General features: G+C 54.1%; 10 protein-coding genes. 9 read left to right on the forward strand and 1 reads right to left on the reverse strand.

Annotation, left to right across the window (positions count from 1 at the left end):
* Positions 1–2: 2 nt before the first annotated feature.
* The 9 genes from KY494_RS12110 (at position 3) to gluQRS (ending at position 11,042) form a co-directional block, all read left to right on the forward strand.
* Positions 3–1,301 (forward strand): DUF2169 domain-containing protein, encoded by a 1,299-nt coding sequence (locus tag KY494_RS12110; RefSeq protein WP_219891090.1) that lies wholly within the window; start codon positions 3–5, stop codon positions 1,299–1,301.
* A complete protein-coding gene (locus KY494_RS12115) occupies positions 1,298–6,292 on the forward strand; it encodes an RHS repeat-associated core domain-containing protein (RefSeq protein WP_219891091.1) in 4,995 nt (1,664 codons plus the stop codon). Before KY494_RS12110 ends, KY494_RS12115 begins: the two co-directional genes overlap by 4 nt.
* A complete protein-coding gene (locus KY494_RS12120; protein ID WP_219891092.1) occupies positions 6,293–6,748 on the forward strand; it encodes a hypothetical protein in 456 nt (151 codons plus the stop codon).
* A gap of 383 nt (positions 6,749–7,131) precedes the next feature.
* Positions 7,132–7,737, forward strand: a complete 606-nt coding sequence (locus tag KY494_RS12125) for a hypothetical protein (protein ID WP_219891093.1) — start codon at positions 7,132–7,134, stop codon at positions 7,735–7,737.
* A 77-nt stretch (positions 7,738–7,814) separates the two neighbouring features.
* Positions 7,815–8,291 carry a hypothetical protein gene (locus KY494_RS12130; protein WP_219891094.1) on the forward strand — a complete coding sequence of 159 codons (477 nt, stop codon included), beginning with the start codon at positions 7,815–7,817 and terminating at the stop codon, positions 8,289–8,291.
* Positions 8,292–8,694: 403 nt separating this feature from the next.
* A complete protein-coding gene (locus KY494_RS12135; protein WP_219891095.1) occupies positions 8,695–9,030 on the forward strand; it encodes a hypothetical protein in 336 nt (111 codons plus the stop codon).
* A gap of 102 nt (positions 9,031–9,132) precedes the next feature.
* Positions 9,133–9,456: a hypothetical protein gene (locus tag KY494_RS12140; RefSeq protein ID WP_219891096.1), complete on the forward strand. Its 324-nt coding sequence runs from the start codon at positions 9,133–9,135 to the stop codon at positions 9,454–9,456.
* A 154-nt stretch (positions 9,457–9,610) separates the two neighbouring features.
* The gene (locus KY494_RS12145; protein WP_219891097.1) at positions 9,611–9,985 is read left to right on the forward strand and encodes a hypothetical protein; all 375 of its coding nucleotides are present in this window, start codon (positions 9,611–9,613) and stop codon (positions 9,983–9,985) included.
* Between the two features lie 127 nt (positions 9,986–10,112).
* Positions 10,113–11,042 (forward strand): tRNA glutamyl-Q(34) synthetase GluQRS, encoded by a 930-nt coding sequence (gluQRS, locus tag KY494_RS12150; RefSeq protein ID WP_219891098.1) that lies wholly within the window; start codon positions 10,113–10,115, stop codon positions 11,040–11,042.
* A gap of 76 nt (positions 11,043–11,118) precedes the next feature.
* Here gluQRS and KY494_RS12155 read toward each other — a convergent pair whose 3' ends face one another.
* Entirely contained in the window at positions 11,119–13,350 is a 2,232-nt protein-coding gene (locus KY494_RS12155) for a TonB-dependent receptor (protein WP_219891099.1), read from the reverse strand.
* Between the last annotated feature and the right edge of the window lie 154 nt (positions 13,351–13,504).

Here is a 13,504-nt window from a genome sequence, read left to right on the forward strand (position 1 = left end):
CGATGAACGACGCCGGCACAGCCCATTTCAATATCCCCAACCTGCTCTTCGACAACCGCACGCCGCACGCGGCCAGCCAGTTCGACATGGTCGACCAATTCGGCGAGGCCTTTCATGTGGTGGTAGCGCGCATGGGCTACACCTTGGGCCCCTGCGGCGCGGACGGCCTGGCCAGCCTGCTGCCCATGGCGCGCCAGTCGCCGCTGGCCACGGAAGACCGGCACCTGGATGGCGACACGCAGGCGGGCACGGTGCAGGAGAGCGACTTCGCGCCCTATAAACCGCGCTGCGACGTGATCGTCAATGGCGTGGCGCACGCGCCGCGCGGGCAGGCGATGCCGCAATTTCTCGTCAACCTGAAGGTGCGGTCAGAAAAGAAGACCCTGATCGACAAGACCCTGCAAGTATGCGGCGAGCGCGCCTTCCGCAAGAAAGCCATCCTCACGCGCCTGGCGCAAGGCTGCGCCCGCATCGCCACCGTGGGCTTGCTGCGGCCCAATCCGTGGCACTTGTCGGCGCCAGAACCGTTCCTGCAATTGCCGCTGCACTACGCCTACGCGTATGGCGGCCAATGCCGCATCGAGGCCGATGACTGCACCGCGGCGCAACACGATTCTTGCCAGACCAATCCGCTGGGACGGGGTTTTGCGCGGCACTGGTACCTCGATGCGAAACAGATCGACGAGGTGCCAGCGCCCCGTATCACGGATGCATCTCTGCCATGCACGGCCGCCCAGTTCTGGCAAGGCGCGGGCGGCAAGGAGTTGCCCGCGCCGGCGGGGCTGGCCGCTATAGGCCGTGGCTGGCTGCCGCGCCGCGCGCTGGCAGGTAGCATCGTCGTCAAGGACAAATGGGATGCCGATGAAGTCCCCGCCCTGCCGGAAGATTTCGATTTCGCCTACTGGAACAGCACGCCCCCGGACCAGCAATGTCCGCACCTGGCGGGACGGGAGCAATTTACGCTGACCAACCTGTGCCGCCACGACCATCGCTCGGCCCGCATCGACCCGCTCGGCAACACGGTGCTGCGTTTCGCCCTGCCGCAACAGGTGCTGTGCCTGCTGCTGGCGGACAAGAACGACCAGTTACTCGTCTGGCGACTGGCCATCGATACGGTGTTGATCGATCCTGAGGCGGCCAGCGTGGAGCTGGTGTGGCGCGCCGTCGTGCCGGCCGACGCGGGCCAGGTCGCGTCGCGCCTGCTGCACGCGATGGAGCCGGCGCAGATCGCACGCATCGAACTGCTGGAACAGGCCCAGGAAGCACTGGGCAAGGCGGCCGGGCAAGGTAAAGACAAATGACGAATGAAACCGTCACCAAGGCATCGCGCTTCTATTGCGTCAGCCTCAGCCCCGACATTTGCAAGACGCCCGTCGGCTCCAGCACGCCTCCTATTCCCTACAGCATCATCGGTGAATTCTCGGAAGCACAGAACGCCTCGCCCAACGTCAAGTCGCACAGCGAACCCGTCATCCTGCACCAGCGCAGCATCATTCCCACCGTCAAGGGCGACGCGGCCGGCAAGGCGGGCGGCGTCAAGAGCGGCACCGTCGGCAAGCAGGTCGACACCAAGGTCGCCAGCCCCATCCACCGCGCCAACGGCGCCAGCCTGGTGCAGATGGGGCGCGAAGTATGGATGAATTCGCGCAATACCGTGGGCAAGATTTACGAGCGGGGCGCGGAGGCGGCCAAGCCCGTGCTCAAGGACCTGAAGGCGGCGATACGGGAAGCGGCACAAGACTACAAGGAGCATGGCTCCAAGAAAATGCATGGCGCCGCCGAAGACCTGGTGGATGCGGGTGGCACCGTCCTGACAGGCAGCGCCGTATTGGGCGTGGCTGGCGTTGGCGTGGCGGCAACGGGAGTGGGCGCCCCCGTTGCCGCCGCGATGGAAGCGGGGGCGGCAGCAGGCGCGGTTGCCGGCACGGCGACCGTTGCGACAGGCACGGCAATGGAAGCATCGGCCACGGTGCTCGACCAGGCGGCCGTTTACATATTGACAGGCAAGACACCAGATTTGCTCAATACGGCCTCGGACATCGTCATGAATGCGGCAGGCACATTTTTGCAAACGGCAGTGTTCAGCAAGATTCCCGGCGGAAAAATACTGAGCAAGTTTCTCGGCAAGAAAGCGGCACCGACCATCAACAAGGTCAAGGACAAGCTGGTCGGAAAAAAACCGGACAAGCCGCCCCCAAAACTCGACAAACCTCCCCCAAAAAACGGCGGCGACGACGGCAAGAGCCGGGGCAAGAAGGAACCGAAATCGGAAGCCCCCTCCGACTGCTGCCCCAAGGATAGCGGCCCGGCCAAAAAACCCGTCAAGGGCCGCAAGCCCGTGCATTTCGGCACGGGCCAGGAAATCCTGTACCAGACGGATTTCGCGCTCGAACGCAGCATCCCCATCGCCTGGACGCGCTGCTACCGCTCCGGCGCCGAATGCGAAGACTGGGGCTTGCTGGGCGCGCGCTGGTCCACGCCCTACACCACCAGCCTGTCGCTGTGCGATGTGGGCATCGTGTTGCACGATGACAGCGGCCGCGCCCTGCGCCTGCCTGGCTTGGCACCGGGCCAGCAACACGACAGCCGCAAGGAAGGTTTTACGCTGACGCGCGACGGCGCCGACACTTTTACCGTGCTGTGGCGCGACGGCAGCGTCGACCGCTACGCGCGCGCTGAAGACGGCTGGCTGCCGCACGGCTACAACGGCGTCAACGCCATGCTGGCCCCGTCCGCGCCCGTCGCCACGCAACGCTTTGCACTCGCGCGCAGCGAAGGGCGCGATGGACGCGGCATCAGCATCGACCGCTTCATCGACGCCAAGCCGGGCGAAGTGCTGCTGCGCCTGCGCAGCGACGATGGCAGCGTGCTCGAAGCCATGCGCGGGGAGACGGAAAAGGCCATCCACATCGGAAGTATCGACGAGGTATTACCCGACGGCAGCCGACTCTGCCACGTCCGCTACGCCTATGCCAGCGAAACGGACGATGCACAACCGCTCTTCGCGCCCCGCCACAACCTGGTCAGCCAGTCGAATGCGCTGGGCGACACGCGCCGCTACAGCTATCGTCACCACCTGCTCACATCGTGCAGCAGCTACACGGGTTTTAGTTACGAGTTGGAATGGATCAACCTGGACGCGCTGCGCGCCCGCTGGAGCGGTTCCCCCTTGAGCGAACAGGAACTGGCGCAGCGCCATCCCGTCACCGTGGCCAACAGCTACCAGGCGCGCGCCATCGCCACGCGCGCCCAGGATGGCAGTGAGCATACGCGCATCGATTACGTGGACAACGACACCAGCCGCGTCACGGAAAACGGCGGCGTCCTCGAATACACATTCGACGCCAACTGGCTGGTCACCGAAGTGCGCCGCGTGAATGGCGACAAGGCCGCCTCGCTGGGCCGGCGCGAGTGGGACCGCGATGGCATGCTGCTGGCCGATATCGACGCCAACGGCGCCGCCACCCGCTACGCCTACGATGCAGCCGGCAACCTGACCCGCAGCATCGATGCCAAGGGAAACGGCAGCAACATCGCATACGATGGCAAGAACCAGCCCGTCGCCTTCACGGATGCGCTGGGCAACACCGCACGCCGCGAATACGATGCGGCAGGCCGTCCCGTCAGCATCACGGATGCGCTGGGCCACGTCACGCGCTACCGCTACGACCAGCGCGGCCAGCTGGTGGAACTGATCGACGCCAGGGGCGGCAGCAAGCATTTCCAGTACAACCGCCAGGGCTTGCTTACCAGCTACACGGACTGTTCCGGCCACAGCAGCGAATACAGCTACGACAAGCAGGGAAGATTGACGGCTGCACGCGATGCCATGGGCCACGTCAGCAGCTATGAGTACGATGGCCTCGGCCGCCTGACCGGGCTCATCGCACCAGACAAAACACGGGAACACTACGCCTACGATGCAGACGGCAATCTGGTCTTGCACGTGGATGGCGCCGGCCAGCAGACGCGCTACCGCTACAACGGCCAGGGATTGCCGGTGGAACGCATGGATGCCATCGGCCAGTCTTTACAGTATCGCTACGATAGCGCACTGCAACTGACGGAATTGATCAACGCCAAGGGCGAAAGCTACCAGCTCGCGTATCACGCGGAAGGCTGGCTGACGTCGGAAACGGGCTTTGACGGCAAGCGCACGCAATACAGTTATGACCGGGCCGGCAACCTGACCGCCACCGAGTGCGGCAGCCAGCGCACGCAGCTGCTGCGCGACGCACTCGGTTTGTTGCAAGTCAAGACCACGGCGGACGGCGTGGTGCGCTACGCCTACGATGCGCTGGGGCGGTTGACAGCCGTGTCCGCGCCGCAAGCCGAACAGCGTTTCTTCCACGATGCGCTGGGCCAACTGATCGAAGAGCGCAGCGCATATTTTCTGCAATCCCTGTCCGACGCCGGCAGGCTGCCCAACGCCCCGCGCGTGCCGGATGCCAGCTTCGTCATGACGCACGCCTATGATGAGCTGGGCAACCGCATCCAGACGGTCTTGCCGAACGGACGCCGCATCGACACCTTGCGCTACGGTTCCGGCCACTGGCATGGCGTGCTGTGGCAGGGCCAGACCGTGGTCGATGTCGAGCGCGACAAGCTGCACCGGGAAAAACAACGGCAGCTGGGCAGCAGCGGTTTGCTCGCCACGCGCCAGTACGACCCGCAATCGCGGCTCACGCAAATGACCCTGGCGCGCGGCCCCAATGCGCCCGCCCCCGTGCGCGAACGCCGCTTCGAATACGATGCGCAAGGCAACCTGAGCACCATTTTTCAAACAGGCGCCACCACTGCCGGCCCGCTTGGCAAACTCAGTTACGCCTATGACCCCGTCGGCCAGCTGCTGGCCGCCGTGCAGCCGGGCCTGGCCGAACACTTCGCCTTCGATCCGGCAGGCAATCTGCTCGACAAGGCTCCCGCGCCTGGTAACGTCCTGAAAAACTATGGCGATACGGAGTACGACTATGACGAGCAAGGCAATGCCACCGGCAAGCGCTTCCATCCGCCAGGCAGGGAGTCCACCTGGAGCGAGCTGGAACTGCAATACGACGCCGAAAACCGCCTCAGCCAGGCCACCAGGACAGAACGCCAGTCACGCCACCGCGCCCACTACTTTTATGACGCCTTCAGCCGCCGCATCGCCAAGCGGGTAGAAGAAGCACGCTGGAGCAATTGGCAGGCCATCGCCACTGACCAGCCAGCATGCACGAGCGCTGCCACCACCTTCTTCGTCTGGGACGGCGACACGCTGGCACAGGAACTTGGGCAAGAAGACACGATCACATACCTGTACGAGGCGGACAGCTTCGTGCCGCTGGCCAGGATCGCTTCGCAAGCCTGTCGCCAGGCCAGCACGGTCCACCTGCCGCGCGTCGTGCAATGGGATTTGCCTGCCACCCAGCACGACGCCGAACTGCAGGCGGCCATCGCGCAAGAACAGGCGGACACCGAAGCGCTGCATGTCTCGGCATGGCAGCGTACCCAAACAGCAGCCGAAGGCGCGGCAGTACACGACCACATCACCCACTACCACTGCGACCACCTGGGCACGCCGCGCGAGCTGACGGATGCGCAAGGGAACGTGGTCTGGAGCGGGCGCTACAAGGCTTGGGGGCGTTTGCTGCACGTCGAGGGAGAAATCGAGCAGCCGCTGCGGTTTCAGGGGCAGTATGAGGATGGGGAAACGGGGCTGTTTTATAACCGGTATCGGTACTATGATCCGGATGTAGCCAGGTACGTGACGCAAGATCCAGTTGGCTTGCTTGGTGGATTAAATACATATACATATGCACCAAATCCCACTGGCTGGAATGACCCATTAGGATTAGCAAAAAAATGTGCAAAAAACACACCATGCAATCCTTGCATTGGTAAAAATCCATCAGCTTCAGCAACAAAATGGCAAGGTAAGCCGCCCTACCCAGGGGTCGATGCATATACAAATATTGTTTTAAAAAAAGGGACTATCTTATATTCCCTTTATCCGTATGGTCCCAAACCCGGAAATTATTACAGCGACAGAATGACACTTATTTCCGCAAATGGAAGCGCATTGGCATACAATAATTTAACGCAAATCTCACATTCCGGAAATACTCCAGGGGCGCGACCGATGAGAGATCAGGTTCAAGCATTCAAACTATCGGAAGATATCTGTGCAGGCACGGGAAAAGCATTGGCAAATACATTACTAGGCGCAGGAGAAGGAAATCAATACTTTATTGATGATTCAGATATATCAAAACTCAAAGCTAACGCAAAAATATTTAAATTTCCGAGGCCGTAAATGAATATAAATAAGAATACTGGAGATATTGAAATAAATGAGAATTTTCACGTAAACAAAAACACATCAACCAAAGAAATAAAAAACATAAATTTTCTTGAAAGTTTTGGGCAAATAAATGAATTTGAAACATATAGCATGCAAAATATTAAATTTCTCAATCTGGAAACAAGAGTAAATCTTAGATTTAAAAATGGAATTCTTTACATTATTGAAATAATCTGGACAGATGGAATCACAAACAGACTTGGCTATGACTCCAGTCACTCGGACATGATCAATGAAAAAAAATATCTAAGTAAGTTAATTTCAAAGTCACTAGGTCAATCAGTTGAAACATCGACAAAGTATGAGGATTTTTTTTCTTTCTCGTGGGGATACATAATAGTCAAAGCAGATCAAAAATCATCACTTTGCTCAACAATGATAATATATGGCAAAAATACAAACATATGATGAAGAATAAATATTAATTAACAAAGTACTCCAATAAACCTTTCCTATTCCGATAGAGATATGGAAAAATACACACCAGACATAGAAAACTTAGAAGAGAAAGTTTCCGGAAAAATCTTGAGAAATTGCTCATGGTTTTGGATGAATTCAAGAAAGAGCAAATAAATATTTCAGATTTTGAAATATACATTCAAGATACAACGAAGATATTAAAATAACTTTCGTACCAAATTTTGCACCCGGTGAAAAAATACTAGGTGGGAAAACATCATTAGGAAGATCCATCACCTATACCATCTCAAAAAAGACGAGAAAAATCATCAGTTCAAACTATCATAGATAAAACGAGACTATCAATGAATTAGAGTTCACTCTAATTAATTATGAAAAAATTGCGTCTGGAAGAAAAATATCTTAAAAGTTTGCGAAGAAAAATTATCGCAAAGAAAACTGCGCCACTTACAAGCAACGAGCTTGATTTTTTTGCTCGCTTGCTCGAACAGCAATTTTATAGCCCGGAACTACATCGGGTTATCTGGGATATAGCATGGCAAAGTCTGCCAAACGCAGCCATGTTAAAAATTGCACAAAACATCATTACCATCAATGTATCTGCCGACGACGACAATGTTTTCAATGGCCATATTGAAACTATATTTAGTTATTATCTACATAACTCACCAAGCCATGAACAAAAGAAAATTCTTGATTGCTTTGAAAAAAGCAAATCCCTGAGATTGCGCATGATTGTGGCAGAATTTCATATGTGGAAAAATCATATTTTGAAAGGCTTGTATATGATGGCAAAAATACTTGATGAAACAAATACAGATCATGCTATCTCTGATTCAATTTGCATGTGGATCACGCAAAATGGAACTCTGGAACTAAAGAACTCTTTTCTTCATGATGCGGTCCAAGAACGGGAACAAGGAAATATTTCCTACGCAAAAACTCTAGAGTGGATATGCGAAAATCTAATCCGCTAGCGGTCAAGGCTTAGTTTCCGGTTGGGGATTATCGTATTACCACTCCGTAACCAGGTCATCCGGCAAGGTTTTAAAAAATGAAAAAAGTATCATTTGATACAAAAAATGGCTATCTCCTATTGGACGGCATCATGATGGCGCCACTTAACGAATCTGAGCTTATTAAAATCGCAAAAGAAAATAACATTGAAATAGAAGACAACAAAACAAATACTTATGTGCACAATTTATCAACGTGCGGAAGCTTGAATGAATTTGAATTTGGTATAAATTTTACTTTTGAGAATTATTGTATGAAAAGCGTTTGGCTATCGTGGGATGAAGGAAATACAAAAAAATATGGATATAACACGACAGAAAACCAATTAATAGCCGACAAAAACAGGTTAGCCAAACTACTTGCTAAAGTCTTGGGAAAAAATCCTGATGAGATAAAAAAAACATTTTCCGCATTTAATTTTTTATGGGGCAACATTTCAGCTTCAACATCTATTCAATCAGCTATGACATCAATTGGAATATCCTGGAATATGCACTATTTTCATACGCAATAAATCAAAGGGCAAAAATGAAAATTCTTATTTATCCGCATAAGGAATTTTTGTCAAGTATGACGTTTGAAATTAGAAATGGAACTAATATCCATATTAAGCTATCCAAGGCTTGGAATGCAAAACTAATCACGCCAGAAATAATCAATCTACTGATCAATAAAAAGTCATATAAAAATAGTTGGAAATATGTTTTTTGCATTTTTCTAAATCCAAGTTTCTTCTCCGCTTACTTTTATGCCCAATCAGAAAACTATAAGATAAGCCTGGTTGATGAAAATAAGAAACTGATAAAATTTCACAAAATTAAAATTATTGACAATGGACATAATTCGTGACTCTAAATTTAAAGATAGATATTTTTCTGCAAACGAATCAATCATTCTATTTAGAGGAAAAAAATCACATGTTAAACACAATCAATATAGGAATACTCTGCCTGAATTTTGACGAAGCAAAAGAATTTTACATTGACAATCTCGGGTTTTTTATTACGATGGATAGCATCATTCAGTGTGATTCAGGTACCAGTCGCCGCCTGACAATGGCGCACGAGTCCAAAAAAAAATTCTCAATAGAATTCATGCATCCTTCAAATATTGAGCAAGCGCATCGCGTAGGTAGCAAAGGTGCCACGATCAATCTATTTTACCAACGAAAAATATTGACACGCTCAAGGAGCGACTGGAAAAAACTGCTTTTTTCGTCAATTACGTACAGACTCCCTACGCAAGTTTTCTGAACGTCGAAGATCCGATGGGGAACAATATTTGCCTCTACGAACCGTGCTGAATCACTGCAATAATTCATACGAGATGCCTCATTCAAAATTCCGCATAACAGAATGAAAAAATTTGAAACCCCAAGCTATATTTTTGATTTCATTGATGGATTACTGCTCGTCAATGGAGAAATTGCATTACCGAAAAAAACTCCAGCAAACGATTTCATAAATAGCATTATCAATACATTCCATACCAAACCCACAACAACAGGAACTGGACTGTATATTTTTGATATCAATGGATGGGTAGGCGATTACGTTGTCGAGTTAATTATTATAAAAGAAAATTTCCCCGAAATAGATTACATAATAATGCATTACTTTGAAAATAATTCTGTAGGCAACGGCGTGAGTGAGTCATCGCTAGTCAAACAAATTCAATGAAAATCTGGCATTCCCGGAAAAATGAAAGGACTATCAGAAATAGTATTTCAATTTTTGTGGGGAAGCGTTATCGTACAGCATGACATAAAAATATCCTCCATCATGCATAATCTTGCAGTACAAAATAGCCAGAAAATCACCCGTCAGATTGAAAATGAATGATAATTGTGAATCGCATATCAATATAGATAAATCTATAGAAGTGCAGCAACGAATAATAGAATCCATAAATAACAGTGATGTTTTTTACCCAAAAGCAAGTGAGATACATTGGCTGAATTTATTAAAGAAGCTACCCAAAAAAATAAAAAACTGTCTTCTCAATGAGATTTCTTTGGGAAATTCATTGATAGCATTGCATTCTTCAGACTGGCCAGATGAGGGGAGCGTGGTGGCACTGCTCAGTAACAGGTTCAGAATGAAGGAATTCGACAAGGATTTACATTTCAGAGAATTGAATGACCCGCATTACTGCAAAGAAGAAATTTCATATATTGAAGATAACGTTACGCATTTTATTATCAATTAAGCAATTTCGAGAACAGCCCAGGATTTGACTTACCCATCGCCCTGCACGATACTTGCCGCTGTCGCCAAAGCTCCCCACCATGAGCAATAAACCATCAGCGCCTGTCATCACCGCCTACACTCACAGCATGCCGTCTCAGAACTCTCCCACCGCCCCCTACATCGGCCGCCTCGCCCCCTCTCCCTCCGGCCCCCTGCACATGGGCTCGCTCGTAGCCGCCATGGCCAGCTATCTCGATGCGAAGGTGCATCGCGGCACGTGGCTGTTGCGCATCGAGGACCTGGACTATGACCGCAATGTCGAGGGCGCCGATATGGCGATCCTGGCTACCCTGCAGCGCTGCGGCATGGCGTGGGATGGCGAGGCGACGTGGCAGAGCCACAGGCTGCCGCTGTACCAGGCGGCGCTGAAGCAATTACAGGACGATGGCTTCGTGTATGCGTGCGGCTGTTCGCGCAAGGAGATCCACGATTCGGTACTGCAGGCGAGTGCCCCCAAGGGCGGCGGCGCCGTGTATCCGGGTACCTGCCGCCACGGCCTGGCGCCGGGCAAGGCGGCCCGGGCCTTGCGGCTGCGCGTGCCAGAGGGGCCGCAAGCCGTATATGACTTTGCCGACCGCTGGCATGGTGCGCAGCGGCAGGACCTGGCTGGCGAAGTGGGCGACTTCATCGTGCTGCGCGGCGACGGCTTTTGGGCGTACCAGCTGGCCGTGGTGGTCGACGATGGCGCGCAGGGCATCACGCAGGTGGTGCGCGGTGCGGACTTGCTCGACTCCACGCCGCGCCAGCTGTACCTGCAGGATTTGCTGGGCTTGCCGCATCCCGGCTTTTTACACGTGCCTGTCGTCAACAATGCCAGCGGCGAGAAACTGTCGAAGCAGACGGGCGCGCTCGCCTTCGATACGGGCACCGATGCCGCCGAACTGCTGACGTCGGCGCTGCTGCCGGCGGCCCGCTTCCTCGGTCTCAACGTGCGCGCCGACGACGTGGAAGATTTCTGGCGGCAAGCCATTCCCGCCTGGGCGCAGCGGCTGGCGCGCCTTCCCGGACACACATAAAAAAACCCGCCGCGGCGCGAGCCGGGCGGGTTGAGGCAGGCGCTGGCCGCAAGGGCCGGCGCCTGGTATCAGGCAATTAGAAGTTGCCCTTGAATTGCACACCAAATTGACGTGGCTCATTGATGAAGCCCGTGCGGTTGTTGAAGTCGATGGCACCCGTGATGCGGCGGGTATCGGTGATGTTGCGGCCAAAAGCGGCCACTTCATACTTGCCGGCATCCCAAGTGTAGCCTACGCGCAAGCCGCCTTCCAGCAACGATTTGCCCGTGTATTCGGCCGCTTCGTACAGGAAGAAGTTAATCTTGCTGCGGTATGCCCAGTCCGTGAACAGGAACAATTCGCCGTTTTCCAGCGGGATCGAATAGCGGCCGGTGGCCGTGACGATCCATTTTGGCGCCTGTGGCAGCGGATTGCCGTTGATAACGACGTTGCCGGCGGCATTGATCGGATCAAGAATGGTGCAGGAAGCAAAACCGCATTTGCTGACGGCCAGGCCAGGGTCATTGATCTGAGTGAAGTTGTAGCTGCCACCCAGGGACATTTTCAGGCTAGGCGTCACGAAGCCTTCCAGGTCCAGCTCAACGCCACGGCCGCTGGTCTTGGCTGCATTGATCAGGCGGTTGACGTTCGAGCTGCCGCCGACCACGGTCAGTTGCTGGTTCTTGATCTCATAGTCGTAAATGCTGAAGGCGACGCGGGCGCGGCGGTTGAACAAGTCAGCCTTGATGCCGGCCTCGTAGGACAGGATGGTTTCCGCATCAGCGATGGTGACAGGCACCTTGTCGCCAGCTGGCGCGATACTCGGCGCGCGGAAGCCGGTGGCGATGCGGGCGTAGAAGTTCACGTCCTTGTTGTATTTATAGGTGCCGCTCAAGTCCCAGTTGACCTTGCCCTTGCTGACATCGGCGCTGGTGGGGGAGATTTGCTTCACGCGGTCCGCTTCGACCGTGTTGAAATCCTTCTTGTCCTTGGTATAGCGCAAGCCGCCGCGCAACATGAAATCTTCGTTGACGGCGTAGTTGACGGAACCGAAGGCGGCCCAGGCCTTGTTTTTCTGATGGCTGGCCACGTGCGAGGTCAGCGCGCCCGTGTCGCTGTTGAAGTTGTCGGTGAAACCGTTGGCATCTTCATCGAAGAAATACAGGCCCGACTGCCAGTTCAAAGGACCGGCGTTTTTCGATTCGACGCGGAATTCCTGGCTGTACTGGGTGACGCCGCTGATGCCGCCAGCCGTTTCAACCTGGAATGGCAAATTATTCGGGGCGCCAGGCACGCCGCCGTCGATGTCGCCATGGCTCAGGTAATTGTTGACCTTTTCATAGCCGGTGATCGAAAACAGCTTGACGCTGTCCAGGTCCCAGCTCAGGCGGGCGCTGGCGCCGCTGGTGCGCAGGCGCTGGAAGTTCTGGCCATTGGTGTACGATTTTTGCGGGTCGAAACCATCGACCAGGTCATTCGTACCCTTCTTGATTGCATTGGCGAAGAACAGGCGCGCGCTGCCGGTCGTGGTGCGCTGATGCACATTAAACAGGGCGTTGAACGTGGTGTTCGGTGCGTACAGCAATTGCACGCGTTCGGCGTGTTCGTTGTAGCCGTCCAGCGCATCTTTCTTGCCCGTAAAGGTGTTGTCGACATAATTGTCGCGGTGCTGGCGCAGGGTCGAAAAACGCAAGGCCCATTCATTGCTCAGGGGGACGTTGACAGCGCCATCGAAGTTGCTGGTGTTATGCGTTGCAGTCGAGACGTTGTAATAACCTTCGACCTTCTCCAGCTTGGGCTTGGCCGATTCGAATTTCACCACGCCGGCCGGCGTGTTGCGGCCGAACAGGGTACCTTGCGGGCCGCGCAACACTTCCACGCCGGCCACGTCAAAAATCGGGAAACCCTTCAAAATGGGATTTTCTTGCACGACATCGTCGTAGATCAGGGAAACAGGTTGCGATGCAAACGTATTGAAGTCCGTATTGCCGTAGCCGCGGATGTAGAAGCGGGGGAAGGTGCGGCCATTCGACGATTCCACGTTCAGGCTAGGCACTTTGCCGGCCAGCACGCGAATGTCTTGTCCGCCGGATACCAGCACGTCGAGCTTCTCGTCGCGCAGCAGCGACACGGAGACGGGTACGTCGCGGATATTTTCCTTGCGGCGCTGCGCCGTCACGGTCACGGTTTCCAGCTGGCTGGCGGCAGGGGTCGTATCAGCAGCGACTTCATCAGCATACGCCGAGCCGATAGGCAAGGCAGCGGACAGTGCCAGCATGGCGGCGCTTTTGGCGCACAAACGCTGGTGCATCTTGGACATCTTGATCATGTTGTTTCCCAGAAGTTTAAAAAAGAATTGCGAAATCTGTCTTCCAACCTGTCTCCGGCTTATGTACGGCGCTGGCGTTCTCTGCACTGTCATGGTGCAGCAGCGCGAGCGGATGTTTCTCCACTCCTGGCGTCACTGGCTCTGCCCTGGCTGT

Source organism: Janthinobacterium sp. PAMC25594 (assembly GCF_019443505.1).
In the GTDB taxonomy this organism is placed as follows: Bacteria; Pseudomonadota; Gammaproteobacteria; order Burkholderiales; family Burkholderiaceae_D; genus Janthinobacterium.

What these genes read in the sequence shown, in the direction of transcription:
- KY494_RS12135 (WP_219891095.1), top strand. Translation starts at nt 8,695, where the DNA reads ATGTTAAACACAATCAATATAGGAATACTCTGCCTGAATTTTGACGAA.
- KY494_RS12125 (WP_219891093.1), top strand. Translation starts at nt 7,132, where the DNA reads ATGAAAAAATTGCGTCTGGAAGAAAAATATCTTAAAAGTTTGCGAAGA.
- KY494_RS12115 (WP_219891091.1), top strand. Translation starts at nt 1,298, where the DNA reads ATGACGAATGAAACCGTCACCAAGGCATCGCGCTTCTATTGCGTCAGC.
- KY494_RS12145 (WP_219891097.1), top strand. Translation starts at nt 9,611, where the DNA reads ATGAATGATAATTGTGAATCGCATATCAATATAGATAAATCTATAGAA.
- gluQRS (WP_219891098.1), top strand. Translation starts at nt 10,113, where the DNA reads ATGCCGTCTCAGAACTCTCCCACCGCCCCCTACATCGGCCGCCTCGCC.
- KY494_RS12110 (WP_219891090.1), top strand. Translation starts at nt 3, where the DNA reads ATGAACGACGCCGGCACAGCCCATTTCAATATCCCCAACCTGCTCTTC.
- KY494_RS12155 (WP_219891099.1), bottom strand. Translation starts at nt 13,350, where the DNA reads ATGATCAAGATGTCCAAGATGCACCAGCGTTTGTGCGCCAAAAGCGCC.
- KY494_RS12130 (WP_219891094.1), top strand. Translation starts at nt 7,815, where the DNA reads ATGAAAAAAGTATCATTTGATACAAAAAATGGCTATCTCCTATTGGAC.
- KY494_RS12120 (WP_219891092.1), top strand. Translation starts at nt 6,293, where the DNA reads ATGAATATAAATAAGAATACTGGAGATATTGAAATAAATGAGAATTTT.
- KY494_RS12140 (WP_219891096.1), top strand. Translation starts at nt 9,133, where the DNA reads ATGAAAAAATTTGAAACCCCAAGCTATATTTTTGATTTCATTGATGGA.